Annotated in this window: 20 protein-coding genes; 15 read left to right on the top strand and 5 right to left on the bottom strand. The window is 46.2% G+C overall.

The window, feature by feature from the left end; all coding sequences use genetic code 11:
• Window positions 1–38 precede the first annotated feature (38 nt).
• The 10 genes from KQI22_RS07675 (at window position 39) to KQI22_RS07720 (ending at window position 14,109) form a co-directional block, all read left to right on the top strand.
• Window positions 39–1,940 (top strand): heavy metal translocating P-type ATPase, encoded by a 1,902-nt coding sequence (locus KQI22_RS07675; protein WP_216551498.1) that lies wholly within the window; start codon window positions 39–41, stop codon window positions 1,938–1,940.
• Between the two features lie 264 nt (window positions 1,941–2,204).
• Window positions 2,205–4,796 (top strand): ATP-dependent chaperone ClpB, encoded by a 2,592-nt coding sequence (clpB, locus tag KQI22_RS07680; protein WP_216551499.1) that lies wholly within the window; start codon window positions 2,205–2,207, stop codon window positions 4,794–4,796.
• A gap of 138 nt (window positions 4,797–4,934) precedes the next feature.
• On the top strand, window positions 4,935–5,108 hold the full coding sequence (locus KQI22_RS07685) for a DUF4250 domain-containing protein (protein ID WP_216551529.1): 174 nt from the start codon (window positions 4,935–4,937) through the stop codon (window positions 5,106–5,108).
• Window positions 5,109–5,153: 45 nt separating this feature from the next.
• On the top strand, window positions 5,154–6,611 hold the full coding sequence (locus KQI22_RS07690; RefSeq protein WP_216551500.1) for an ASKHA domain-containing protein: 1,458 nt from the start codon (window positions 5,154–5,156) through the stop codon (window positions 6,609–6,611).
• Between the two features lie 27 nt (window positions 6,612–6,638).
• Window positions 6,639–8,477: a 1,4-alpha-glucan branching protein GlgB gene (glgB, locus tag KQI22_RS07695; protein WP_216551501.1), complete on the top strand. Its 1,839-nt coding sequence runs from the start codon at window positions 6,639–6,641 to the stop codon at window positions 8,475–8,477.
• Between the two features lie 71 nt (window positions 8,478–8,548).
• The gene (locus tag KQI22_RS07700) at window positions 8,549–9,958 is read left to right on the top strand and encodes a putative DNA modification/repair radical SAM protein (RefSeq protein WP_216551502.1); all 1,410 of its coding nucleotides are present in this window, start codon (window positions 8,549–8,551) and stop codon (window positions 9,956–9,958) included.
• On the top strand, window positions 9,955–10,764 hold the full coding sequence (locus tag KQI22_RS07705) for a TIGR03915 family putative DNA repair protein (RefSeq protein WP_216551503.1): 810 nt from the start codon (window positions 9,955–9,957) through the stop codon (window positions 10,762–10,764). The genes KQI22_RS07700 and KQI22_RS07705 overlap by 4 nt, the downstream gene beginning before the upstream one ends.
• An 11-nt stretch (window positions 10,765–10,775) precedes the next feature.
• Complete coding sequence (locus tag KQI22_RS07710; RefSeq protein WP_216551504.1) at window positions 10,776–11,456, top strand: polysaccharide deacetylase family protein; 681 nt, start codon at window positions 10,776–10,778, stop codon at window positions 11,454–11,456.
• A 35-nt stretch (window positions 11,457–11,491) separates the two neighbouring features.
• Window positions 11,492–12,814, top strand: a complete 1,323-nt coding sequence (locus KQI22_RS07715; protein WP_216551505.1) for a replication-associated recombination protein A — start codon at window positions 11,492–11,494, stop codon at window positions 12,812–12,814.
• Window positions 12,793–14,109, top strand: a complete 1,317-nt coding sequence (locus KQI22_RS07720) for an alkaline phosphatase family protein (protein WP_253293557.1) — start codon at window positions 12,793–12,795, stop codon at window positions 14,107–14,109. The genes KQI22_RS07715 and KQI22_RS07720 overlap by 22 nt, the downstream gene beginning before the upstream one ends.
• On the opposite strand, the gene KQI22_RS07725 is transcribed toward KQI22_RS07720, so the two are convergent.
• Genes KQI22_RS07725 through KQI22_RS07735 form a run of 3 tightly spaced genes read right to left on the bottom strand, consistent with a single transcriptional unit; the run spans window position 14,101 to window position 16,736 of the window.
• Complete coding sequence (locus tag KQI22_RS07725; RefSeq protein WP_216551506.1) at window positions 14,101–14,616, bottom strand: DUF4364 family protein; 516 nt, start codon at window positions 14,614–14,616, stop codon at window positions 14,101–14,103. The genes KQI22_RS07720 and KQI22_RS07725 overlap by 9 nt on opposite strands.
• Window positions 14,588–15,610 carry a TIGR01212 family radical SAM protein gene (locus tag KQI22_RS07730; protein WP_216551507.1) on the bottom strand — a complete coding sequence of 341 codons (1,023 nt, stop codon included), beginning with the start codon at window positions 15,608–15,610 and terminating at the stop codon, window positions 14,588–14,590. The genes KQI22_RS07725 and KQI22_RS07730 overlap by 29 nt, the downstream gene beginning before the upstream one ends.
• Window positions 15,588–16,736: an NAD(P)-dependent malic enzyme gene (locus KQI22_RS07735; protein WP_216551508.1), complete on the bottom strand. Its 1,149-nt coding sequence runs from the start codon at window positions 16,734–16,736 to the stop codon at window positions 15,588–15,590. The genes KQI22_RS07730 and KQI22_RS07735 overlap by 23 nt, the downstream gene beginning before the upstream one ends.
• 321 nt (window positions 16,737–17,057) lie before the next feature.
• Here KQI22_RS07735 and rho point away from each other — a divergent pair, with 321 nt between their 5' ends.
• The 5 genes from rho (at window position 17,058) to prfA (ending at window position 21,910) form a co-directional block, all read left to right on the top strand.
• On the top strand, window positions 17,058–18,350 hold the full coding sequence (rho, locus tag KQI22_RS07740) for a transcription termination factor Rho (RefSeq protein ID WP_216551509.1): 1,293 nt from the start codon (window positions 17,058–17,060) through the stop codon (window positions 18,348–18,350).
• A 93-nt stretch (window positions 18,351–18,443) separates the two neighbouring features.
• Window positions 18,444–18,650: a 50S ribosomal protein L31 gene (gene rpmE / locus KQI22_RS07745; RefSeq protein ID WP_022003681.1), complete on the top strand. Its 207-nt coding sequence runs from the start codon at window positions 18,444–18,446 to the stop codon at window positions 18,648–18,650.
• 247 nt (window positions 18,651–18,897) lie between these two features.
• Window positions 18,898–19,980 carry a DUF1385 domain-containing protein gene (locus tag KQI22_RS07750; protein ID WP_216551510.1) on the top strand — a complete coding sequence of 361 codons (1,083 nt, stop codon included), beginning with the start codon at window positions 18,898–18,900 and terminating at the stop codon, window positions 19,978–19,980.
• Window positions 19,981–19,995: 15 nt separating this feature from the next.
• Window positions 19,996–20,847 (top strand): peptide chain release factor N(5)-glutamine methyltransferase, encoded by an 852-nt coding sequence (gene prmC / locus KQI22_RS07755; RefSeq protein ID WP_216551511.1) that lies wholly within the window; start codon window positions 19,996–19,998, stop codon window positions 20,845–20,847.
• On the top strand, window positions 20,840–21,910 hold the full coding sequence (gene prfA, locus KQI22_RS07760; RefSeq protein ID WP_216551512.1) for a peptide chain release factor 1: 1,071 nt from the start codon (window positions 20,840–20,842) through the stop codon (window positions 21,908–21,910). Before prmC ends, prfA begins: the two co-directional genes overlap by 8 nt.
• Before the next feature lie 151 nt (window positions 21,911–22,061).
• Here prfA and KQI22_RS07765 read toward each other — a convergent pair whose 3' ends face one another.
• Both KQI22_RS07765 and pckA read right to left on the bottom strand, forming a co-directional pair.
• Complete coding sequence (locus KQI22_RS07765) at window positions 22,062–23,720, bottom strand: diphosphate--fructose-6-phosphate 1-phosphotransferase (protein WP_216551513.1); 1,659 nt, start codon at window positions 23,718–23,720, stop codon at window positions 22,062–22,064.
• 73 nt (window positions 23,721–23,793) lie between these two features.
• Window positions 23,794–25,407: a phosphoenolpyruvate carboxykinase (ATP) gene (gene pckA / locus KQI22_RS07770; protein WP_216551514.1), complete on the bottom strand. Its 1,614-nt coding sequence runs from the start codon at window positions 25,405–25,407 to the stop codon at window positions 23,794–23,796.
• Window positions 25,408–25,796 lie beyond the last annotated feature (389 nt).

A 25,796-nucleotide genomic window follows, 5' to 3' on the forward strand; every position in this document is an offset into this window, starting at 1 on the left:
GAGAACCTACAAGTATGCCTGGTAAGTGAGGAAGAAGTATGACAAAGAAACTGAAAAAAAGACTCTATAGAATCATAGCAGGTGCAGTTTGTTATGCAGCCTGTATGGCAATGGAAAAACTGGCACCTGTCAGCAACAACGTATTACTGATCGCATTTCTTGTTACCTATTTTATTATAGGTGGCGATGTACTGAAAGGCGCAGCACAGAATATCATAAAGGGACAGATCTTTGATGAAAAATTCCTGATGGTGATCGCAACGATCGGTGCATTTTTAAGCAGCCAGTATCCGGAAGCGGTAGCGGTAATGCTGTTTTATCAGATCGGTGAATGGTTCCAGTCATATGCGGTCAACAAGTCCAGAAGATCGATCAAGGATCTGATGGATATCCGACCGGATTATGCAAATGTATATAATGAGGCCGGAGAGCTTGTCAGTGTAGACCCGGATGAAGTCAGCATCGGTACGACCATCGTAGTAAAACCGGGCGAGAAGATCCCGCTGGATGGAGAGGTCATCAAAGGCGAAACTTCCTTAGATACGATGGCACTGACCGGAGAAAGCCTGCCAAGAGAGATCCGTACAGGAGACGAAGTCATCAGTGGCTGTATCAACTTATCCGGTGTGATCGAGGTAAAGACCAACAAGGAATTCGGCGAATCTACAGTAGCGAAGATCCTGAATCTGGTAGAAAATGCGACTGCAAAGAAGGCAGAAGCAGAGAACTTTATTTCCAAATTTGCAAAATACTACACTCCGATCGTCGTATTTTTAGCTGTTGCACTGGCGATCATCCCATCTGTTATCACAGGTGCGTGGGGTAAATGGGTTTACCGTGCACTTTGCTTTTTGGTTATTTCCTGTCCTTGTGCCCTTGTTATTTCCATTCCGCTCAGCTTCTTCGGTGGTATCGGCGCAGCAAGCAAAGCCGGTATTTTAGTAAAGGGAAGCAACTACTTAGAGGCACTTGCCAATGCGGAAACGATCGTTATGGATAAGACCGGTACGCTGACAAAAGGACAGTTTGCTGTGACAAAGATCATGGCGGTGAATGAATCCGAACAGCGTGTACTTGCATACGGTGCTTTTGCAGAACGATTATCCACACATCCGATCTCCAAATCCATTATGGCTGCTTACCAGCAGAAAAACGGAGATATGACAATTATGTCATCTAACGAAGCGGTAGAAGAAAAAGCCGGATTCGGTGTGGTCGCGCAGAAGGACGGCGGTAAGATTGCAGTCGGCAATGAGAAGCTTATGGCACATGTGCTGGGTGCGGATGCCTGGGCTGCCTGCAAAGAAAAATATCTGGCAGGCGAAAAGGCATTGTCCGAAGGAACGATCTGCCATATCGCATACAATGATGTGTACTGGGGCTTCCTGCTGATTGAAGATCAGCTCAAGGAAGATGCGGCAGAGTGTGTAACAGGACTGAAAAAAGCGGGTATGCGGCTTGTTATGCTGACCGGAGACCAGAAGGGTGTTGCAGATAAGGTAGCAGGTCAGCTCGGCATTACAGAGTATTATGCAGAGCTTCTGCCGGGCGATAAAGTAGATCATGTAGAAAAGCTGCTGGCTGAGAAGTCGGAAAAAGGCAAGCTGATCTTTGTCGGAGACGGTATCAATGATGCGCCGGTACTTGCAAGAGCAGATATCGGTATTGCAATGGGCGGTCTTGGCTCCGATGCAGCGATCGAAGCAGCGGATATCGTTATCATGACGGATGAACCGGCGAAGATCACGACAGCAATGCATATTTCCAAGAAAACGCTGGAGATCGTTAAACAGAACATTATCTTTGCGATCGGTGTAAAGATTTTGGTACTGATCCTGGCAGCGCTCGGTGTAGCCTCCATGTGGTGGGCAGTATTTGCCGATGTCGGTGTTGCGTTTATCGCGATCCTGAATGCCATGAGAGCATTAAAACTGAAATAATAGTAAAAACTTATAAAACAGAGTATAGTGGCGGATGCTGCTGTACTCTGTTTTTTGTTATGGCGACGAGGAAAATGCACGCATTTATGCGATGCATTTGACGACCGCTAATCAGAGCGAGATTCGCAGAGCGTATCTCGTCTCTGTTATGGCGACGAGGAAAATGATAAAATTAAAATTTAAAAAAATGAAAAATATGTATTGACAATATGACATTCTGTGTTATAGTTGAAATAGAACAGATACAACGAGGAGGTGTCTAGTATGAATATTCAAAAATTTACACAGAAATCCCTGGAAGCTGTCAATGGTTGCGAAAAGCTCGCGTATGAGTTCGGCAATCAGGAGGTGGATCAGGAGCATCTTCTTTATAGTCTGCTTACAATCGATGACAGCCTGATCTTAAAGCTCATCGAGAAAATGGAGATTAATAAAGAGCACTTTTTAGATAGAAGTAAAGCCGCGATCGAGAAAAAGACAAAGGTCAGCGGCGGACAGATTTATATGAGCAAGGCTTTGAATGAAGTCCTGCTTATGGCTGAGGATGAGGCAAAGGCGATGGGAGACGAATATGTTTCCGTAGAGCACTTGTTCTTATCTCTGTTAAAGCATCCGAATGCAGAGATCAAAAAGCTGTTTTCGGAATACGGTCTGACGAGAGAGCGCTTTTTGCAGGCATTGTCCACAGTACGTGGCAATCAGCGTGTGACAAGCGATAACCCGGAAGCCACCTATGATACACTGGAAAAATACGGACAGGATCTGGTAGAGCGCGCAAGATCGCAGAAGCTTGATCCGGTCATCGGACGTGATAACGAGATCCGTAATGTGATCCGTATCCTGTCCCGTAAGACGAAAAACAATCCGGTACTGATCGGTGAGCCCGGCGTTGGTAAGACGGCAGTAGTAGAAGGTCTTGCACAACGTATCGTCAGAGGCGATGTACCACAGACCTTAAAGGATAAAAAGATCTTTGCGCTGGATATGGGCGCGCTTGTTGCAGGTGCCAAATATCGTGGTGAATTTGAAGAGCGTCTGAAAGCAGTGCTGGAGGATGTCAGAAAGAGCGAAGGACAGATCATTCTGTTCATTGATGAGCTGCATACGATCGTCGGTGCAGGCAAGACAGACGGCGCACTGGATGCGGGCAATATGTTAAAACCTATGCTGGCACGTGGTGAGCTGCATTGTATCGGTGCTACGACACTGGACGAATACAGACAATATATTGAAAAGGATGCAGCACTGGAACGTCGTTTCCAGACCGTTATGGTCGAAGAGCCGACGGTTGAAGATACGATATCCATCCTGCGTGGCTTAAAAGAGCGTTACGAAGTGTTCCATGGTGTTAAGATCATGGATAATGCGCTTGTCAGTGCGGCAGTTTTATCGAACCGTTACATTACGGACAGATTTCTGCCGGATAAAGCGATCGACCTTGTCGATGAGGCCTGTGCGCTGATTAAGACAGAGCTGGATTCTATGCCGACGGAGCTGGATGAAATGCGCCGTAAAGTGATGCAGATGGAGATTGAGGAAGCTGCGCTGAAGAAGGAAGACGACAGTCTTTCCAAAGAACGTCTTGCCAATCTGCAGAAGGAACTGGCAGAACTGAAAGAGAAATTCAACAGCCAGAAAGCAACCTGGGAAAACGAAAAGAATTCCGTACAGAGACTGCAGAAAATGCGTGAAGAGATCGAGTCTGTCAATAATGAGATCCAGATCGCACAACGGGAAGGCAATCTGGAGAAAGCTGCAGAGCTTTCCTATGGAAAACTGCCAAATCTGAAAAAACAACTGGAGATAGAAGAGGAAAAGGTAAAATCAGAAGATCTTTCTCTGGTGCATGAAAATGTCAATGAGGAAGAGATCGCAAAGATCGTATCCCGCTGGACAGGTATTCCTGTTGCAAAACTGACGGAAGGAGAACGAAATAAAACCCTGCATCTGGATGAAGAACTCCATAAGAGAGTCATCGGACAGGATGAAGGTGTGACAAAAGTGTCAGAAGCCATTATCCGTTCCAAAGCGGGTATCAAGGATCCGACAAAGCCGATCGGTTCGTTCCTGTTCTTAGGCCCTACCGGTGTTGGTAAGACAGAACTTGCAAAAGCACTTGCCGCAAGCCTGTTTGATAATGAGAATAATATGGTGCGTATCGATATGAGTGAGTACATGGAGAAATACTCTGTGTCACGTCTGATCGGAGCGCCTCCGGGATATGTCGGTTATGAAGAGGGCGGTCAGCTGACAGAAGCAGTCCGCCGCAGACCTTACAGTGTTGTTTTGTTTGATGAGATCGAAAAGGCACATCCTGATGTATTTAATGTGCTTCTGCAGGTACTGGATGACGGTCGTATCACAGACTCTCAGGGCAGAACGGTAGATTTCAAAAATACCATTCTGATCATGACCTCCAATATCGGTGCGTCCTATCTGCTGGATGGCATCAATGAGGATGGTACGATCAAGCCGGAAGCAGAGGCTGCGGTTATGAACGATCTGCGTAATCATTTCAGACCGGAATTTTTAAACCGTCTGGATGAAACGATCCTGTTTAAACCGCTGACAAAGAGCAATATCAGTGGTATCATCAATCTGCTTGTGGACGATCTGAACAAACGGCTTGCTGATAAGGAGATTTCCATCAGACTGACAGATGCTGCCAAACAGCATATTGTGGAAAACGGATATGATCCTGTTTACGGTGCAAGACCACTCAAGCGTTATATGCAGAAATATGTGGAAACATTGTCTGCAAAGCTGATTCTGGAGGATAAAGTAAAACCGAAGGATACGATCGTGATCGATGAAAAAGACGGTGAGCTGACAGCTGGTTGCGAGAGTTATTCATAAGTGAAAAAATGGAAAGAAAATCAGTTGATTATCTTTTAAAATCAATGGTTTCATGGTAATCTATAAGAGAGCCTTAGCTATTTATGCGAAAGCGTTATGGCTAAGGCTCTTTTTGACAAGATGAACAGGGGTGAGACGATGATACCAAAGGATCCGGTTATGCTGCTGAGCTTTGTGAATCTGAAGCTGCGTGATTATTACAGCAGTCTTGACGATATGTGTGACGGACTGGATGTCAGTAAGCAGGAGATCACAGAGAAGCTGGCACAGATCGATTATCATTATGATGCAGACAGAAATCAGTTCTGTTAAATAAGTTTGATGTAATGTATAGGGTGAGTTATGGGAGAGAAAAAAATGCAGATGGTAGTGAAAAACGGAGGAGCGTTTTCTCTGAACGCCGGGGAAAGCGTTCTTTCTGTGCTGAAAAAGAGGAATCTTGCAACATTTTCCAATTGCGGCGGGCATGGAACCTGCGGAAAATGTGCGGTGCGTTTCCTGAAAGGAGCGCCGCTTCCGCTGCCGGCGGACCGGAAACGGTTTTCGCCGTCGCAGCTCAGGGAAGGATACAGGCTGGCATGCCTTGCAAAGCCTGCGCAGGACTGTATCGTGGAAATGGCATTTGAAAAAGAGAGGGAATTTATTCTGACTTCCTCAGCCCTTCCGTCAGATGCACTTTCCTCACAGATGAAGTCGCAGGTGCTTCTGCGGGAAGATCCAAAGCAGTATGGAAAAACGTTTGTGATTGCCGATCTGGGTACTACAACGATCGTTCTGCAGCTTGTGGAGGCTGAGAGCGGACGTGTGATCGATACGTATCGGGCACTCAATCCACAGAGGCAGTACGGAAGCGATGTGATCAGCCGCATGGAACATGCGCTTTCCGGTATGGATCATCTGCTGGCAGACTGCGTACATTACCTTCTGGAGGGGGCAGTGGAAAAATGGCTGCAGGCAGGATTTTCCCCGCTGTTTGTTGTGCTTGCGGGTAATACGGTCATGGATCATCTGCTGCTGCATATGGATGTGAGCGGTCTTTCCCATGCGCCGTTTACACCGGTCACAACCGATCAGGTGGTAACGGATATTGCAATGCTGAAATGCTATGTGATGCCCGGTATTTCTGCATTTGTCGGAGGTGATATCATGGCAGGCATGCTTTCCGTGCGGGAGCAGATGCAGAAGGAGCAGGTGGAAAAAGCTCTTTTGATCGATCTGGGAACAAACGGAGAAATGGCGCTGATCGACAAGGACAGGACGGTATGTACGGCAACGGCTGCGGGCCCGGCTTTTGAGGGTGGTGCAAGTGCCAATGTACCGGGAACGGATATGATCGCGCTGGTGGCACGCATGCTGTCAGGCGGTATTATAGATGAGACGGGATTGATCTGCGAGGAATATTTCCATAATGGTGTGACAGTGGATCATGTCTGTATCAGGCAGGAGGATGTACGCGGGCTGCAGATCGCCAAAGCGGCTGTTTATGCGGGCATTCATGTACTGCTGGAAACGGCGGGCTGTAAGGTAGAAGAGCTGGAACGGGTTTATCTGGCAGGTGGTTTCGGGTATCTGCTGGACGGAGAAAGTGCGATCCGGATCGGACTGCTTCCTGCACAGCTGCGCGGAAAGATCACAGCAGTCGGAAATACGGCGCTTTCCGGTGCTTACTTATATGGGAAGCTGTTGCTTGCACAACGGGCGGAGGAGAAGACCGCTGCGATCAAGAAGCAGACGGAAAGTATCAATCTGGCAGAGCAGGATGCTTTTCAGGCGTGCTATCTGCAGGCAATGTCATTGACGGAAATGGCAGAATAAAAAGAAATACAGGGTTGGAGAAAGGTTATGTTATTTCAGGATTTTTACAAAGGACGAGCATTTGATGCTTATACATATTTCGGAGCACATATCGAGGGAAAAGGCGTTTGGTTCCGCGTCTACGCACCGGCGGCAAAAGCTGTTTATGTGATCGGTGATTTTTCGGACTGGAACAGGGTCCGGATGGATCACGGTTATGACGGTGGTGTTTTTACGGCTTATGTAGAGGGTGCAAAGGCTGGACAGATGTATAAATATCTGGTGGAAGAGCAAAGCGGTGTGGTACGCGAACACTGTGATCCTTACGGCTTTGCAATGGAAAAACGTCCGGCGTTTGCATCGATCATTACCGATCTGTACAAGTACCGGTTTGCGGATGAAGAATGGATGGCAAAGCGGGACAAAGCCTATAATAAGCCAATGAATATTTATGAACTGCATCTGGCATCCTGGAAAAACAAAAAGGCAGTCAGGGAACGCAAAGAGGGAGAAGAAATGCACTTCCCGACGTATGAGGAAATTGCAAGTGAGCTGATCCCATATCTGAAAGAAAACCATTTTAATTATATTGAAGTACTGCCGCTTGCGGAGCATCCGGCGGATTGCTCCTGGGGGTATCAGGATACGGGCTTTTATGCACCGACTGCAAGATATGGCAGCCCGGACGGACTGAAAAAGCTGATCGATAGCTGCCATCAGAATGACATTGGTGTCATTCTGGATTTTGTACCGATCCATTTTGCAATGGATGGGTATGGACTGAAAAAGTTTGACGGAACAGCTCTTTATGAATATGAAAACAAAGATGTCGGCGAGAGTGAGTGGGGCACCTGCAATTTCAATCATTCCCGCGGAGAAGTGGCAAGCTTCTTACAGTCCAATGCCAATTACTGGCTGCAGGAGTTCCATTTTGACGGGATCCGTATGGATGCGATCAGCCGTGCCATTTACTGGATGGGAGATCCGAAGCGTGGCGTGAATACCAGAAGTGTTGCATTTATCAGGGAGATGAATGCAGGGCTGCACAGCCTAAATCCGACCGCAATTCTGGTGGCGGAGGATTCCACCAATTATCTGAAGGTCACAGCACCGGTAGAATATGACGGACTGGGCTTTGATTATAAGTGGGACATGGGCTTTATGAATGATACGCTGGACTATTTCCGCCTGGAGCCGGTGTACAGACCGGCAAATTATGATAAACTTGCTTTTTCCATGCAGTATTTTTATAACGAATTATACCTGCTTGCTTTTTCGCATGATGAAGTTGTCCATGGAAAGGCAACAATCGTGCAGAAGATGTGGGGCGATTATGAACAGAAATTCCCGCAGGCAAGAGCTTTATATGCTTATTTTTATACCCATCCGGGCAAGAAGCTGAATTTCATGGGCAATGAGATCGGACAGCTCCGGGAGTGGGACGAAAACCGCCAGCAGGACTGGGATATGCTGAAGTATCCGATGCATGACAGTTTTTATCATTATTACAGAGAGCTGAGCAGGCTCTATACTACCTGTCCTGCTTTATATAACGGGGAATACAATCCGAACTGCTTCCGCTGGCTGCAGGTGCATGCAGCACAGTTTTCCACTTATGTATATGAAAGACGTGCCGAGGGACAGTCGGTGATCGTCATGCTGAACTTCTCGGATCAGTACTGGAGCAGCTTCTCATTTGGATATGACAGAAATGTCACACTGGAAGAGCTGATCAACAGCGACTGGGAAGAGTACAGCGGTAAGACAAAGCATTCGGATATGCAGGTTCTGGTGCAGAAGCAGGTGTATGACGGAATGCCATACCGCATCAGTACAGATATTGCACCATTTTCTGCCAGGATCTTTTTGGTGAAAAAGGGCTTGTAATTTTCGAACACTTGTTTATAATAAGAATATAACTCGAACAGATGTTCTTTATATAAACAGGTGGGTAGAATATGATCGTTTTGGAAGATTTAGAAATTGAAAAGAAGCTGGAGATCTTATCCGATGCGGCGAAATATGATGTGGCATGTACTTCAAGCGGCGTAGAGCGTAAGGGGAGTCAGGAAGGCATGGGAAATGCGACGCAGTGTGGCATCTGTCACAGCTTTGCGGCTGACGGCAGGTGTATTTCTCTTTTGAAGGTTTTGCTGACCAACGAATGCATCTATGACTGCAAATACTGCATCAACCGCCGCTCCAATGACACGGTCCGTACATCGTTTACGCCGCAGGAGCTTTGCGAGCTGACGATCCAGTTTTATCGGCGCAACTATATCGAGGGGCTCTTTTTGAGCTCCGGGATCAGGCGTTCGCCGGATGAGACGATGGAGCAGATCTACCAGGTTCTTTTTTTATTGCGCAGGCAGTATCATTTCAATGGCTATATTCATGTGAAGGGGATTCCGGGCGCATCTGCAGAGCTTGTGCAGGCAGTCGGGTATCTGGCAGACCGCATGAGCCTGAATCTGGAGCTGCCGACCGCACAGGGATTGAAAAAGCTGGCACCGGGCAAGACACGGGAAAAGATCCTGACACCGATGCGGCAGATCCAGAATGGCATCAGAGAGCAGAAGCTGCTACTGGCGGATCATCGCCGGATCGCAGGAAAACAGGACAGGGGCAGCAGTCTGTATCTGCCGGGAGGCGGGCAGCTTTTACGGGAGAAGAGCAGCTATGGCGTCAGTGTGCCCGGCGGAAAGCAGGATCGTTTTGTGCCGGCGGGACAGAGTACCCAGATGATCGTTGGTGCAACGCAGGAGAATGATTACCAGATCCTGACGATCGCAGAGTCTTTATATCAGAAGTATGAACTGAAACGCGTCTTTTACTCTGCCTATGTGGCACTGAATGAAGACCGCGATCTGCCGCAGGTAGGCACAAAGCCGCCGCTGCTCCGCGAGCACCGTCTGTATCAGGCAGATTTCCTGCTACGCTTTTACGGATTTGCGGCAAAGGAGCTTCTGTCAGAGGAAAAGCCGAATTTTAATGTGTATCTCGATCCGAAGTGTGACTGGGCGATCCGGCATCTGGAATATTTTCCGGTCGAGATCAACCGGGCGGGGTATGAAATGCTGCTCCGCGTTCCGGGGATCGGGGTGAAATCAGCGCAGCGGATCATGCGGGCGCGCAGATCGGCAAAGCTGGATTTTGACCAGCTGAAACGGATCGGTGTGGTACTGAAGCGGGCGCATTATTTTATTACCTGCAACGGGAAAATGCTTTACCATACAAAGATCGAAGAAGATTACATCACCAGAAGGATCTTAGAGCTCGATCATGCCAAAAACTGGCAGATGGAGTATCAGATGACCTATCGGCAGCTTTCTCTTTTCGATGACCGGAAGGAGGGGATGACAGGATGATCACTTATCTTTGTGAGGATACGCCGGAAGGTATTTTTACAGCAATCTATGATGCATGGGCGGCAAAGATCCCGGATGACCGGCTTCATCTGATGACGGAGCAGGAGATGAATTTCAGTTTGTTTACGGAATACCGGCAGGTGGAAACGGATCAGGAAAAAGCAGTCAAGGTGGCACGTTCCATCCGGCAGAAGATTGCAAATGAAGCATATGTACAGGTGTATTATGCGTCACTGTCAGATGAAGAAGACAAGGTCGATGCTATCTATCACTTTTTAAAACAGGGCTTTCGCTATGGAGCACGCGTTCTGGATATGCACGGTCTTGTGCAGGTATGCAGAGTATATGAGCTGTACCGGGCGGTGAGCAATGAAAATCAGAAATACAGAGGGTTTGTAAGGTTTGCGGAGATCGGCAGACAGGGACAGAAGCTATTGCTTGCCAGGATCCGCCCGAAGAACCAGCTTCTGCCGCTTCTGGGACAACATTTTGCGGACAGGTTTGGGCAGGAAAATTTTGCGATCATAGATGATGAACGGGCAATGGGCTATTTCCATGGAAAGACGGCTTTTCTCTCCAAGGTGGATATGGCGCAGATAGACAGGCTGTGGCAGGGGCAGCGTGACACGGCGTATGAGGAACTGTTCCAGACGTTTTTTCGCAGCATTGCCATCAAAGAGCGGGAAAACTATGTCTGCCAGAGGACGATGTGCCCGATCCGTTACCGGGATTATATGGTGGAATTTAATAAGACAGGCACAGATCACGAAAAGCTGCATAAGATACAGGAAGAACACAGAGCGTAGAGAAGTCTGACATGGAAAAAAGCAGAAAGTGGAAACTATTTCTGGGAGCGGGCATTCTGGCAGTGTACGCATTTGCCAGTCTGCTTGCCTTCTGGCGTATGCCTGAAAGAGCAGCTGCATGGTCGGAAGATACGGTCCCAAAGCGCATAGCACTTACCTTTGATGATGGCCCTTATCCGAATCTGACAAGGCAGCTTTTGGACGGACTGCGCGAGCGTGGTGTAAAAGCCAGCTTTTTTGTGGTGGGCGAAAATGCAAAAGCCTATCCGGATGTGATCGAAACGATGTATGAGGACGGGCATCTGATCGGGAATCATACTTACCATCATGTACAGCTGACCGAAGTTGGTGAAGAGAAATTTAAAGAAGAGATCCGTATGACAAATGCGGTGCTTTCTGAGATCACCGGAGAAACACCGACCTTTATCAGACCACCGTATGGGAGCTGGAATAAAAAGTATGAGGAAGAATTAAATCTTTTCCCTGTTTTGTGGACGGTGGATCCGCTGGACTGGTGCTGTAACAGCAGCCAATGTGTTTATCAAAGAGTAGTGACGACTGTGAAGGAAAATGATATTATATTGTTGCATGATTGCTATGAGACATCTGTGACTGCTGCACTTTCAATCGTAGACAGCCTGCAGGCACAGGGGTATGAATTTGTTACAGTAGACGAACTGCTGCTGGAGTAGCAGACAGGGCAGAGCATGCAGAGAGAAGGCATAGGATGGACTTATTTGAATACATGAGACAGAATACGATGGAAAAGGAATCGCCGCTGGCAGCGCGTATGCGGCCGACAACCCTGTCAGAAATCGTGGGACAGCGTCATATCTTAGGCGAAGACAAGCTGTTGTATCGTGCGATCAAGGCGGATAAGCTCAGTTCTCTGATCTTTTACGGACCGCCGGGCACAGGAAAGACGACGATCGCCAAAGTCATTGCCAATACGACAAGTGCGGAATTTACACAGATCAATGCGACCGTAGCAGGCAAAAAGGATATGGAGGAAGTCGTTGCAAAGGCAAAGGATACGATGGGCATGTATCAGAAAAAGACGATCCTCTTTATCGATGAGATCCACCGTTTCAACAAAGGGCAGCAGGATTATCTGCTTCCGTTTGTAGAGGACGGAACGATCATCCTGATCGGAGCGACAACGGAAAATCCGTATTTTGAGGTAAATGGAGCTTTGCTGTCACGGTCCATCATTTTTGAACTGAAACCGTTGGAGAAGGAGGATATCAAGGATCTGATCAGGCGGGCACTGACGGATGAAAAAAAGGGGCTTGGCAGCTATCAGGCAGAGATCGATGAAGATGCACTGGAATTTCTGGCAGATATGGCAGGCGGTGATGCAAGACATGCATTGAATGCGGTCGAGATCGGTGTCCTGACGACGCAGCGCAGTGAGGACGGAAAGATCCATCTTACCTTGCCAGTCGCTTCCGAATGTATCCAGAAGCGTGTTGTGAAATACGACAAGACGGGAGATAATCATTACGATACGATATCTGCGTTTATCAAGAGCATGCGCGGGTCAGACCCGGATGCTGCTGTTTATTATCTGGCAAAGATGCTGTATGCGGGAGAAAGTGTGACGTTTATTGCGCGGCGTATGATGATCTGCGCGGCGGAAGATGTGGGAATGGCGGATCCGAATGCCATCCAGGTTGCAACCAGCGCAGCACTTGCAGTAGAGCGTGTCGGAATGCCAGAGGCGCAGATCATTTTGTCGGAGGCGGTAATCTATATCGCGACCGCACCAAAGAGCAACAGTGCCAACAATGCGATCGCTGCAGCGATGGACTGTGTCAGAAAGACCGGAAATCTGAAGGTACCGACGCATCTGCAGGATGCACACTATAAAGGCGCAGCAAAGCTGGGACATGGTCTGGGCTATCAATATGCGCATGATTTTGACAAGCATTATGTACAGCAGCAGTATCTGCCGGACGAACTGACAGATTCTGTTTTTTATGAACCGTCAACAATGGGCTATGAAAGTAAAGTACAGGAGCATATGAAATGGTTAAAAGAAGAAAAATAGACCAGCGGATGGTCGTCATTTCGCTGGATGCAGTCGGAGCGAGAGATCTTGCCTATTTAAAAACATTACCGAATTTTCAGAAGCTGCGTGCACAGAGTGGGTATTGCGACCATGTAGAGAGTGTCTATCCGTCCATTACCTATCCTGCGCATACGTCGATCGTAACAGGGAAAAAGCCACTGCATCATGGTGTTGTCAATAACCTGCAGCTGCAGCCCGGCAGAAAGAGCCCGGACTGGATGTGGCAAAAGCATTTTATCCATGGAAAGACTTTATATGAAGCAGCGGCAGAAAAAGGATACGTCACAGCATCTATTTTATGGCCGGTGACAGGCAAAAGCGGGATCCGGTATTGTGTACCGGAGATCTTTGCCAATCACTGGTGGCAGAATCAGGTCACGGTATCGGCGACAAACGGACCGGTGCTGTATCAGATCGAGCTGTTAAAGAAGTTCGGACATCTGATCGATGGCATCAAACAACCGCAGCTGGATAACTTTGTTTATGCGGCAGCAGACTATACGATCCGCAAATATGATCCGCAGCTGTTTCTGATCCATCTGACGGATGTGGACACCAACAGACATCTGTACGGACTGGATGCACCGCAGATCAAAGAAGCACTGGAGCGTCATGATGAAAGGCTGGGTGGCATCTGTCAGGCACTTGCCGAAACGGGAGATATGGAGAAAACGACGATCGTTGTGCTCGGCGATCATTGCCAGATCGATACCCATACAGTGCTGTATCCGAATTATTATCTGAAAAAAGCGGGGCTGATCCGGGCAACAGCAGACGGAAAGATCAAAGACTATGATTTTATCGCGCAGCATTGTGATGGCAGTTGTTATATTTACGCCGGAAAGAAGCTGAAAAAACAAATGACAATCATGTCAACAGAGGAAAAGGAAGCAGTGATGAAGCAGCTGAGAGGCTGTCTGCAGAAAATACCGCATCTGCATGAGATCTTTTCCAGAAAGCATGCGGCTGCTCTCGGTGCAGACGGTGACTGCATCTGTATGTTGGAAGCAGAGCCGGGATATTACTTCCAGAATGGCATGGAAAAGCCGCAGGAAGAAGTCGATCAGATGCAGGGCGAAAGAATGCTGGCAACCCATGGATATCTGCCAACATTACCGGAATATGAAACGTTCTTTATGATGAGCGGATATGGAGTCAAACAGGGAGAAATCCCTAAGATGTATTTATGGGATGAGGGACCGACACTTGCGTCAGTTCTTGGCGTATCCTTACCGGATACCGATGGTAAAATAATAGAGCAGCTTTTAAAATAGCTGCTCTATCAGAAACTGATACACATCCTGACTTTTACGTTCCCATTTTTCGCAGATCGACTGGGCGATCGCTTCGGTTGGAACGGAGATCGTCAGATCGAGCAGTGTCACATGCTTTTCTCGGGCGATCAGATGGGCTTTGTATTCGCCGTCAGTTCCCTTGAAGAACTCACTGCTTAAAGAGGCTTCTTCTTTTAAAGAAATGGATTTTTCCTGCAGATAAGTCTCAATGTCTTTTTTGATCTCCGGGGAAATCCTGTTTTCAAAAAAGCCCAGTGTTGTTTTCCCTTCTTCGGTGATCAAAAGCTGCGTCCGGTTACGGATCGTACGTTCCATGATCATATTGCTGTCCCTAAGCTGTGCCAGAACGGACTGCAGGTTCATATATGTCGTATATTCTTTTTCTAATATAAAGTCTGTGATCTGTGCCTTGGTCAGCGGAAAATCTACGCGGTTCAGCATATAAAGCACGATCAGCTTATAAAGTGTCAACGGATCCTGTGTCATGGATACCCTTCCTTTCTATATAATCCCTTCCCTGATAATGTCCGCCTGCCTTCAAGGCTTTGTGCAGGCTGTTTAAAACATTGCGCTTCTGCAGGCTCCAGGTCGGTGCGATCAGCAGATCCTTCGGCCCGTCTCCGGTAACTCTGTGCAGAATGATGGCAGGGTTTAAATGGTCAATGCAGCTGCAGAGCAGGTCGATGTAAGCCTCCTTTGAGAGACAGGAAAAAAAACCGCGCTCATATTCTGCCGCCAGATCTGTACCACGCAGAACATGTAAAAGCTGCAGCTTGATGCCAAAGATATTTTTATGACTTAAGTAGTCAATGGTGGCAAGCATATCTGCCTGCGTTTCCCCCGGAAGCCCTAGGATCACATGAACGATCACGGGAACGGACATTGCCTGCAACGCCGCGAGTGCCTCTTCAAAGCAGGAGAGCGGATAGCCGCGGCGTATATAAAGAGCTGTTTTTTCATGGATGGATTGCAGCCCCAGCTCGATCCAGATAAATTTATCGGGAAATTCTGTCTGGCATCGCTTTATCACATCCAGAACAGACGTGGGCAGGCAGTCCGGTCTTGTAGCGATGGAGATCCCGACGATCTTCGGATGGGAGAGTGCCATGTGATACAGGGCATAGAGCCGCTCAGGAGCCGCATAGGTACCTGTGTAAGCCTGAAAATAGGCAATAAAACGCTGCCCGGTCTGCTTATCGCCAAAACGGGCAAGCGCCTGTGTGATTTGCGCATCGATCGAACTGTTCTGACGAATAGCAGTGGCGAATTCACCACTGCCGCCTGCAGAGCAGAAGATGCAGCCACGCGTGCCACACGTTCCGTCTCTGTTGGGGCAGGTAAATCCGCCATCCAGTGCAATCTTATATATTTTTTCACCGTATTTCTTTTTTAAATAGGCATTCAGGCTCTGGTACGGCTTATACAAAGCTTCTTCCCGGAGCTGGTTTTCTATCGGATCAGATGTGGGATTTGACAGCATTTGCAACAACCTCTGCAACACGCGGATCAAAAGCCTGTGGCATGATATTGTCGTCGCTCAGCTCATCATCGGAAACGAGAGAAGCGATGGCAAGTGCAGCAGCAAGCTTCATATCTTCTGTGATCTGGGTAGCACGTCCTTCTAAAGCACCCTTGAAAATACCCGGGAATGCAACGACATTATTGACCTGATTCGGGAAATCGGATCTGCCTGTACCAACAACTCTGGCACCGGCTGCTTTTGCAACATCAGGCATGATCTCCGGAACCGGATTTGCCATGGCAAATAAAATGGAATCCTTGTTCATGGATCTTACCATTTCAGACGTCACGATATTCGGTGCGGAAACACCGACAAAAATATCTGCACCCTTTAAAGCATCGGCAAGAGAGCCTGTTTCATTATTTGGATTGGTCACCTCTGTCATTTTCTGCTGCATCCAGTTCAGATTTTCGGAATCCTTTGAAATGATACCTGCCTTGTCACACATGATCACATTTGGGAAACCATAGGTAAGGAGCAGCTTTGTGATCGCGATACCGGCACTTCCCGCACCGTTGATAACAACCTTGCAATCCTCTTTCTTCTTATTGACAACCTTTAAGGCATTGATGATACCTGCAAGTACGACAATGGCTGTACCGTGCTGGTCATCATGGAAAACAGGAATGTTTAACGTCTGTTTCAGGCGTTCCTCGATCTCAAAGCATCTTGGTGCACTGATATCCTCTAAATTGATACCGCCGTAGTTGGGTGCAAGATAAGTGATTGTCTTGATGAGTTCTTCTGTATCCTGTGTGTCCAGACAGATCGGAACGGCATTGACATTACCGAACTCCTTGAACAGTACACATTTTCCTTCCATAACAGGCATAGCAGCGAGCGGGCCGATATTTCCAAGACCGAGAACAGCACTGCCGTCTGAGATAACGGCAACAGTGTTTGCCTTCATTGTATATTTGTAAGCAGCTTCCGGATCCTCTGCGATCACCTTACAAGGCTCTGCGACACCCGGTGTATAGGCAAGTGCAAGATCCTCTCTGGATTTGACAGATGCCTTTGCGGTGGTTTCCAGTTTACCGTTCCATTGTTCGTGAAGCTTTAACGCCAGCTCTTTTGATGCCATTTTATTTTCCTCTTCCTTTGATATAATATAGTAAATAGATAGCAAATGATTGATTCGCAATTACCTATAATGATATAACATCTTTTTGAGGTCTGCAATCCTTTACCATAAGAAAATATAAAAAGTACTTTACTATTTAAAGTTATTTGTTATACTATAGAAGCAAATCGTAATGCGGAATGTTCTTTCTTATTTCATATTGTAGATGTGTGCGGTTATATGCAGGCGAAATCCCCAATGAGTTTAGAATCGAATATAATATGCAAATAACGGAGCAGATGACGGGATAGAATCTGGCTGGAACAGGAGGTAATAAATTTGATGAGAGAAAAGTATGAATCTCTGGCATTAGCAGATCTAAAAGAAATTGCAAAATCCAGAGGAATCAAAGGTGTTTCCACGATGAAAAAAGCAGATGTTGTGGAAGCAATGCTTGCAGAAGATGAAAAAAGTAAAATAAATCCGGAAAAGCTCAGCTCGGATCTGGACAGCGGCGTGGAAGTTGGTGGAATCTTAGAGGTAATGCCGGATGGCTATGGCTTTATCCGAAGTGCCAATTATCTGCCGGGAGAAAATGATGTGTATGTGGCACCAAGCCAGATCCGCAAATTCGGGCTGAAAACAGGTGACATCATCACCGGTAACACAAGAGTAAAGACACAGGGAGAAAAATTCAGTGCACTGTTATATGTCAAAAAGATCAACGGGCTGCATCCGGCGGAACTGGAGCACAGGATCAGCTTTGAAGACCTGACACCGATCTTCCCTGATGAGAGACTGAAGATGGAAACAAAGGGATCTTCCATTGCCATGCGTATCATGGATCTGATCAGCCCGGTCGGTAAAGGACAGCGTGGTATGATCGTATCACCGCCAAAGGCAGGTAAGACAACCCTTTTGAAAGAGGTAGCAAAGTCTATCAAGACAAATAACCCGGATATGCATCTGATCATCCTTCTGATCGATGAAAGACCGGAAGAAGTAACCGATATCAGAGAAGCAATCGAAGGTCCGAATGTAGAAGTGATCTACTCTACATTTGATGAACTGCCGGAACATCATAAGCGTGTATCCGAAATGGTAATTGAGCGTGCCAAGAGATTGGTAGAGCTGAAAAAGGATGTGACGATCCTGCTTGACAGCATTACCCGACTGACACGTGCCTACAACCTGACCGTTCCACCGAGCGGCAGAACTTTATCAGGTGGTCTGGATCCGGCGGCTCTGCATATGCCGAAGCGTTTCTTTGGTGCAGCCAGAAATATGAGAGAGGGCGGAAGCCTTACCATACTGGCAACGGCACTGGTAGAGACAGGCTCCAAGATGGATGATGTGGTATACGAGGAATTCAAAGGAACCGGTAACATGGAAATGGTACTTGACCGTAAACTTTCCGAAAAACGTGTATTCCCGGCGATCAGCATTCCGAAGTCCGGTACAAGACGTGAGGATCTGCTCCTTTCCGAAGAAGAACTGCAGGCGATCAATGTGATCCGTAAGGCGCTCAACAGCATGAAGCCGGATGAAGCAGTGGAAAAGGTCATCGATATGTTTGTCAGAACGAGAAATAACGATGAATTTGTCAAGATGATACAGAAAATTAAATTTATTTAATAAAAAAGGCTTGCCATAGCGGAAAGCCTATGATACAATAATAAAGCTGTTTATGTAGAAACGAAAGTAAATTCATATAGAGAGGTGAAAAAGATGAAAGAAGGAATCCATCCAAACTACTATCAGGCAACTGTAACCTGTAACTGTGGCAATACATTTGTAACAGGTTCAACAAAAGAAGATATCCACGTTGAAATTTGTTCTAAGTGCCATTCATTCTATACAGGCCAGCAGAAATCAGCTAGAACTGATGGACGTATTGATAAGTTTAATAAGAAATACGGCGTTGTTAGTAAATAGTTTGACGTAAAAGGTTGAGATTTCTTATCTCAACCTTTTTTTGTGTAATAGGAAACTTCGTTCCTATTACACAAAAACGCTCCGTGGGGATGCGCACTGCGGCGTACAATGTAGATGTCGCAAGCGATCGCCGCAGGCGCAAGAATGTGCCAAGGCACATTCTTTGTTCTTATGGTGACGAGAAAGTTTTATCCGATATGCATCGAGAAAATCAGAAGTAGTGGGATTTTCGAGAGGAGATATAGAAATGACTAAGAAAAAAACGATCGATCATTACTCCGGTATTGGCGGGCAGGCGGTTTTGGAAGGTGTTATGATGAAAAATCAGGATACCTATGCAGTCGCAGTCCGTAAGCCGGATGGAAAGATAGAAGTCAAGACAGAGGAATATAAGCCAAGGACAGCCAAATGGACAAAGCTTCCGTTCATCCGTGGTGTGTTCGGTTTCTGGGATTCTCTTGTACTTGGCATGAAATGCATGACCTATTCCGCTTCCTTTTATGAGGAAGAAGAGGAGGAAGATACTGCGCTGGATAAATTAGGAGATAAGCTTTTTGGCGAGAAAGCGGAAAATGTGCTGATGGGCATTACCGTTGCATTATCGCTTGTGATCGCGGTTGCACTGTTTATGCTGCTTCCGTATTTTCTGGCAGGCTTTTTGGCAAAAGTGGTTGCCAATGAGACATTGCTGGCATTGTTTGAAGGACTGATCCGGATCCTTATTTTCCTTTTGTATGTATCTTTGATCTCTTTGATGAAAGACATCAGACGGGTTTACCAGTATCATGGTGCAGAGCATAAATGTATTAACTGTATCGAAAAGGGCAGAATCCTGAATGTGGAGAATGTCAAGAAAAGCTCCAGACAGCATAAACGCTGCGGTACAAGTTTCCTGTTGTTTGTTATGCTGGTCAGCATCATTTTGTTTTTCTTCATTCGTGTGGAACAGCCTGTTTTACGTGTGGTTCTCCGTATTTTACTGATCCCTGTGATCGCGGGCATCTCTTATGAGATCATCCGTCTTGCAGGCAGAAGCAACAACATCATTGTACGGATCATTTCCGCACCGGGGCTCTGGCTGCAAAAGCTGACAACGAAAGAGCCGGATGAGGATATGATCGAAGTGGCGATCGCATCGGTAGAAGCTGTATTTGACTGGAAGGCTTATTTTAAGACCGAGTTTGGCTATGATGTGGACGATGCCATGGAAGTAGAAGCAGAGTCAGAGAAGATCACGGAAGAACTTGCGGCTGAAACTGCAGATGATGCTACGCAGAATACAATTGCAGATGCTGTGGAACCAGATACAGAAAACGGGAAAGCAGAATAAGGATAGGGTGACAAGATGCAGTACGCAAAGCTCTATCAAATCGGAAAAGAACAATTACAAAAAGCAGGCATCACAGATGCAGAGCTTGATGCCAGACTTTTGCTTGAATTTATATGTCATACGGATCGAAATGCCTTATATGCGCATGGCGATCTGGAAATAGAAGATGAAAAAATGCAGGATTTCCTGCAACTGATCGAAAAACGGGCAACCCATATCCCGCTGCAACACCTGACGGGGGAACAGAATTTTATGGGACTGGATTTTCTGGTCAATGAACATGTGCTGATCCCCAGACAGGATACAGAAATTCTGGTGGAAGAGATCATGCGTGATCTGCATGACGGGATCCGAATTTTGGATATGTGTACAGGTTCCGGCTGTATTTTGTTGAGCCTTTTGCATTATTCCAATGATTGCAGCGGCGTTGGCGTCGATGTATCCGAGGATGCACTTGCAGTTGCCAGACAGAATGCAGACAGGCTTGCGGAAAAGCAGGCTGTATTTATACAGAGTGATCTGTTTGAGAAGGTAGAGGGCAGCTTTGATCTGATCGTTTCCAATCCGCCCTATATCAGATCACAGGAGATCGCGGGGCTGATGCCTGAGGTGCGTGAGCACGAACCGCATCTGGCACTGGATGGCAAAGAAGACGGTCTGTATTTTTACAGAGAGATCATAAAAGGGGCAGAGCATCATTTGAAACGAGGCGGTCAGCTCTTTTTTGAGATTGGTTATGACCAGGGAGAGGCTGTAAAAGCACTTCTTGTGGCAAACGGATATACAGAGGTAGCAGTAGTAAAAGATTATGCCGGGCTCGACAGAGTCGTATATGGCACATTTCTTGGAGGAAGTTCAAATGTTTGATAAGTTAGAGGATTTATTGATCCGATATGAAGAGATCATGGGAGAACTCAGTTCTCCGGGGATTGCGGATAATCAGGCGAGATTCCGCAAACTGATGAAGGAGCAGAGTGATCTGACACCTATCGTCAATGCTTATAAAGAATATAAAGAATGTAAGGAAACTGTTGCGGATTCCCTTTCCATGCTGGAGGGAGAAAGCGACGAGGAAATGCGTGAAATGCTGAAAGAAGAAATGAACACAGCAAAGAAGCGTATTGAAGAATTAGAGCATGAACTGAAGATCCTGCTGCTTCCAAAGGATCCGAATGATGATAAAAACGTTATTGTAGAAATCCGTGCAGGCGCGGGCGGTGATGAAGCAGCCCTGTTTGCTGCAGAGATCTATCGTATGTATGTGCATTATGCGGAAAGCAAACGCTGGAAGGTCGAGACGATGGAAATGGAAGAGATCGGAATCGGCGGTATGAAGTCCGTTACTTTCATGGTAACAGGACAGGGCGCATATTCCGTGCTGAAATATGAATCCGGCGTACATCGTGTACAGCGTGTTCCGGAAACAGAATCCGGCGGACGTATCCATACATCCACGATTACCGTTGCGGTAATGCCGGAGGCAGAGGAAGTAGACGTTGTCATTGATGATAAGGATATCCGAATTGATGTCTGCCGTTCTTCGGGAGCAGGTGGACAGTGTGTCAATACAACAGACTCTGCGGTTCGTCTGACACATATCCCGACCGGTATTGTGATCTACAGCCAGACAGAAAAATCACAGATCCAGAATAAAGCAAAGGCATTCCAGTTGCTGCGTACCAAGCTGTATGACTTAGAACAGCAGAAGGCACATGATGCGGAAGCAGAGCTTCGTAAGAGCCAGGTCGGAACAGGAGATCGTTCCGAAAAGATCCGTACTTACAACTTCCCACAGGGACGTGTGACCGATCATCGTATCAACCTGACACTGTACAAGCTTGATAAGATCATGGATGGAGATATCCAGGAGATCATCGATGCCTGCATCGCCGCTGACCAGGCAGCTAAATTGGCAAAGATGAACGAATGAGCGATTCATGCAACATAAAAAAAGGGATATGGTATTCTCACTTGTGAAGAATATCATATCTCTTTTTTATGTTATAAGAATGCAAACGTCACCGAGAAGAAGCGAAGCGTATTCGAGGTGAACGTTTGCATTGCATGAATAGCGTAGAAGATTAGTTCTGCTCAAGAGCAAGTGTTCTTGTTGTCAGATCACAAACTTCTGAAGGTCCGTAATACTGGATAGCACCTGGATATGTGAAAGCTGTTTCAACAGCCCAAGCATCTCTGTGTGCTTCGAAGTATTTGAATGGTTTGCCATCAAGCTCAACAAGAGCTTTTCTGATAACCGGCTTATCTTCACCGTTTCTTCTTTCCATGTTCATCATCTTTGTGATAGGCATACCACCTGCAACCCATTCTTCAGCCGGTTTAGACAGGTTAGAAACCTTTGAAAGGTATCCTGTGTAACCATACTGAATCAGCATGAATGCGTTGTAACCAAGTGAGTAGCAGTAGTCTGCATCGAAGTTAGATGGGAATGCACATCTTCCTTCATATCCGAAGAAGTGATGCAGTGGGCTGAACTTGCCGTTGTATGTGCCTGCTGCTTTTCTCTTTGCAAGCTCGTCTTTTACAAGTGCAGAGAAGAGCTTTTCAGATTCAATCAGGGAAACCTGTACGTTTCCGTGAGGATCTCTCTCTAAGAATAACTGCTGCTGGATACCAACAGGAAGCAGATCAAATACTGCAAAGGAAGCAGGTGTCAGACCATTTTTGATGAATTCATATTTGTCATTCCAGCTTGGAAGAGCGTTGAAAGCATCTGTCTTGCTGCCTGCAAGAAGCTCGTTGATCTCAGCGATCAGTACAGAGAATTCAGGAACGAATTCTACGATACCTTCCGGGATGATTGCAACACCGAAGTTATCTCCGTTAGCTGCTCTCTTTTCTACAGAATCAGCGATGTAGTTTGCGATAGAAGAAAGAGACATTTTCTTTTCTTTTACTTCTTCACCAACTAAGCAGATGTTTGGCTGTGTCTCAAGTGCACATTCCAGAGCAACGTGAGAAGCGGAACGTCCCATCACTTTGATGAAATGCCAGTACTTTTTAGCAGAGTTAGCATCTCTTTCGATGTTACCGATCAGCTCTGAATATGTCTTTGTAGCTGTATCAAAACCGAAGGAAGCTTCGATATCTTCATTCTTCAGGTCACCGTCGATTGTCTTAGGACATCCGATTACCTGAATACCTGTATTGTTTGCTGCCATGTACTCAGCCAGTGTAGCAGCGTTTGTGTTAGAGTCATCACCACCGATGATAACGATAGCTGTCAGACCGTTCTGTTTTGCATTTTCAGCAACGATAGCAAACTGTTCTTTTGTTTCAAGTTTTGTTCTGCCGGAACCAATGATATCAAAACCACCGGTATTTCTGTATGCATCGATGAAAGCATCATCAAATACAACATAGTCATTCTTTAACAGTCCGTCCGGGCCACCCTTGAAGCCGTACAGTACGTTGTCAGGATTTGTAGCCTTTAATGCATCATAAAGACCTGTGATAACGTTGTGTCCGCCAGGAGCCTGTCCGCCGGAAAGGATAACACCTACAACCTGCTTTTTAGCAACGGATGTATTCTGTCCTTTTTCAAATGTGATTTCCTTTTTACCGTATGTGTTAGGGAAGAGAGCTTTGATCTTATCCTGATCAGCTACGCTCTGTGTGTCAGCACCTTCCTTAACGCAGATTTCTGCGATACCATTTCTGAGCATGCCCGGAAGCTTTGGGCTGTACTCATATCTTGCTTTCTGAAGTGGTGAAAGATTCATGATTGTTCTCCTTTTTTCCTTTATTTTAAATATAGGGCTGCCATAAGGCAGCCCCAAAAAATCAGTTTAGATCTTATAACTGAGGACCAGCTGCTACAAGAGCTTTGCCAGCTTCGTTTGTTGTATACTTAACGAAGTTCTTCTGGAATCTTTCAGCAAGGTCTTTTGCTTTTACTTCCCATTCAGAAGCATCTGCATATGTGTCACGAGGATCAAGAATTCCGGAATCTACTCCAGGAAGTTCTGTAGGAACTTCGAAGTTGAACATAGGAATTGTCTTTGTAGGAGCTGTCTTGATGTCGCCATTTAAGATAGCATCGATAATTCCACGTGTATCTTTGATTGTGATACGTTTTCCTGTTCCGTTCCATCCTGTATTTACAAGATAAGCTTTAGCGCCGTTAGCGTTCATCTTCTTAACAAGCTCTTCGCCGTATTTTGTAGGATGCAGCTCTAAGAATGCCTGTCCGAAGCAAGCTGAGAATGTAGGTGTTGGCTCTGTGATTCCACGCTCTGTACCAGCAAGTTTTGCTGTGAATCCTGATAAGAAGTAGTACTGTGTCTGTTCTGGTGTCAGGATAGATACTGGAGGAAGTACGCCGAACGCATCTGCTGATAAGAAGATTACGTTGTCAGCTGCAGGACCTGCAGATACACCATTTACTTCAGCGGCAATGTTGTTGATGTGAGAGATCGGATAAGAAACACGAGTATTCTCTGTTACGCTCTTATCATCAAAGTCGATCTTTCCGTCTGCTGCAACAGTAACGTTCTCAAGAAGAGCGTTTCTCTTGATTGCATTGTAGATATCCGGCTCAGATTCTTTGTCAAGACCGATAACCTTAGCGTAGCATCCACCTTCGAAGTTGAATACGCCGTTGTCATCCCAGCCGTGCTCATCATCACCGATCAGACGTCTCTTAGGATCTGTAGAAAGTGTTGTCTTACCTGTTCCTGAAAGACCGAAGAAGATAGCTGTATGCTTACCTTCCATATCGCAGTTAGCAGAGCAGTGCATTGAAGCGATACCCTTAAGTGGTAAGTAGTAGTTCATCATAGAGAACATACCTTTCTTCATTTCTCCGCCGTACCATGTATTGATGATAACCTGTTCTCTGCTTGTGATGTTGAATGCTACACATGTCTCAGAGTTAAGACCGAGCTCTTTGTAGTTTTCGACTTTAGCCTTAGAAGCGTTGTATACAACGAAATCAGGCTCGAAGTTCTTTAATTCTTCTTCTGTAGGTTTGATGAACATGTTTGTAACAAAGTGAGCCTGCCAAGCAACCTCAACGATGAAACGAACTGCCATTCTTGTATCAGCGTTTGCGCCACAGAATGCATCAACTACGAATAATCTCTTGTTGCAGAGCTCTTTCTTAGCGATGTCTTTTACTGTTGTCCATACGTTTTCTGGCATTGGATGGTTATCATTCTTGTAAGCATCAGATGTCCACCATACTGTGTCTTTAGAGTTCTCATCCATAACGATGTATTTGTCTTTAGGAGAACGGCCTGTGTAGATACCTGTCATAACATTAACAGTATCAAGCTCTGTGTTCTTTCCTACTTCATAACCCTCGAGACCAGCTTTTGTCTCTTCTTCGAAAAGCATTTCGTAAGAAGGGTTGTAGACAACTTCAGTTGTTCCGGTAATACCGTACTTGGTTAAATCGATGTTTGCCATTTTTTTTACCTCTTTCTTTATAGTATTATTGCATCACCTGCAGAGCAGGTAATAAGCCTTTTTAAGAGAAGCCCGCAGCCGCGCACTCTCCGCTTATTATTATACATTATAAACGCGTAAAATCAATAAAAATATTTGAAATTATAGGAGAATTTGACATAACTAACAATAAGATGGAATGCTTGTGAAAACAGGTAAACGGTTTGTAAATATTCTGTAAAGCAGGTTGCAAATGAAAAAACGCGGTGTTATACTGCTTGCGTATTCAAAAAACAGGAGGTGACAGGCATGGACAGCCCTGACGGTAATAGTCGAAGTACGAAATACGGTGTAAGTTCTGAAAAAGAATACAGATGGCTGCGTATGTCTGATCGGCGGCTGTTTTTGAA

This window comes from Kineothrix sp. MSJ-39 (assembly GCF_018917935.1).
Lineage (GTDB): Bacteria > Bacillota > Clostridia > Lachnospirales > Lachnospiraceae > CAG-194.

Coding starts and splice junctions, on each gene's coding strand:
- KQI22_RS07675 (WP_216551498.1), top strand. CDS start 39: ATGACAAAGAAACTGAAAAAAAGACTCTATAGAATCATAGCAGGTGCA.
- clpB (WP_216551499.1), top strand. CDS start 2,205: ATGAATATTCAAAAATTTACACAGAAATCCCTGGAAGCTGTCAATGGT.
- KQI22_RS07685 (WP_216551529.1), top strand. CDS start 4,935: ATGATACCAAAGGATCCGGTTATGCTGCTGAGCTTTGTGAATCTGAAG.
- KQI22_RS07690 (WP_216551500.1), top strand. CDS start 5,154: ATGCAGATGGTAGTGAAAAACGGAGGAGCGTTTTCTCTGAACGCCGGG.
- glgB (WP_216551501.1), top strand. CDS start 6,639: ATGTTATTTCAGGATTTTTACAAAGGACGAGCATTTGATGCTTATACA.
- KQI22_RS07700 (WP_216551502.1), top strand. CDS start 8,549: ATGATCGTTTTGGAAGATTTAGAAATTGAAAAGAAGCTGGAGATCTTA.
- KQI22_RS07705 (WP_216551503.1), top strand. CDS start 9,955: ATGATCACTTATCTTTGTGAGGATACGCCGGAAGGTATTTTTACAGCA.
- KQI22_RS07710 (WP_216551504.1), top strand. CDS start 10,776: ATGGAAAAAAGCAGAAAGTGGAAACTATTTCTGGGAGCGGGCATTCTG.
- KQI22_RS07715 (WP_216551505.1), top strand. CDS start 11,492: ATGGACTTATTTGAATACATGAGACAGAATACGATGGAAAAGGAATCG.
- KQI22_RS07720 (WP_253293557.1), top strand. CDS start 12,793: ATGGTTAAAAGAAGAAAAATAGACCAGCGGATGGTCGTCATTTCGCTG.
- KQI22_RS07725 (WP_216551506.1), bottom strand. CDS start 14,616: ATGACACAGGATCCGTTGACACTTTATAAGCTGATCGTGCTTTATATG.
- KQI22_RS07730 (WP_216551507.1), bottom strand. CDS start 15,610: ATGCTGTCAAATCCCACATCTGATCCGATAGAAAACCAGCTCCGGGAA.
- KQI22_RS07735 (WP_216551508.1), bottom strand. CDS start 16,736: ATGGCATCAAAAGAGCTGGCGTTAAAGCTTCACGAACAATGGAACGGT.
- rho (WP_216551509.1), top strand. CDS start 17,058: ATGAGAGAAAAGTATGAATCTCTGGCATTAGCAGATCTAAAAGAAATT.
- rpmE (WP_022003681.1), top strand. CDS start 18,444: ATGAAAGAAGGAATCCATCCAAACTACTATCAGGCAACTGTAACCTGT.
- KQI22_RS07750 (WP_216551510.1), top strand. CDS start 18,898: ATGACTAAGAAAAAAACGATCGATCATTACTCCGGTATTGGCGGGCAG.
- prmC (WP_216551511.1), top strand. CDS start 19,996: ATGCAGTACGCAAAGCTCTATCAAATCGGAAAAGAACAATTACAAAAA.
- prfA (WP_216551512.1), top strand. CDS start 20,840: ATGTTTGATAAGTTAGAGGATTTATTGATCCGATATGAAGAGATCATG.
- KQI22_RS07765 (WP_216551513.1), bottom strand. CDS start 23,720: ATGAATCTTTCACCACTTCAGAAAGCAAGATATGAGTACAGCCCAAAG.
- pckA (WP_216551514.1), bottom strand. CDS start 25,407: ATGGCAAACATCGATTTAACCAAGTACGGTATTACCGGAACAACTGAA.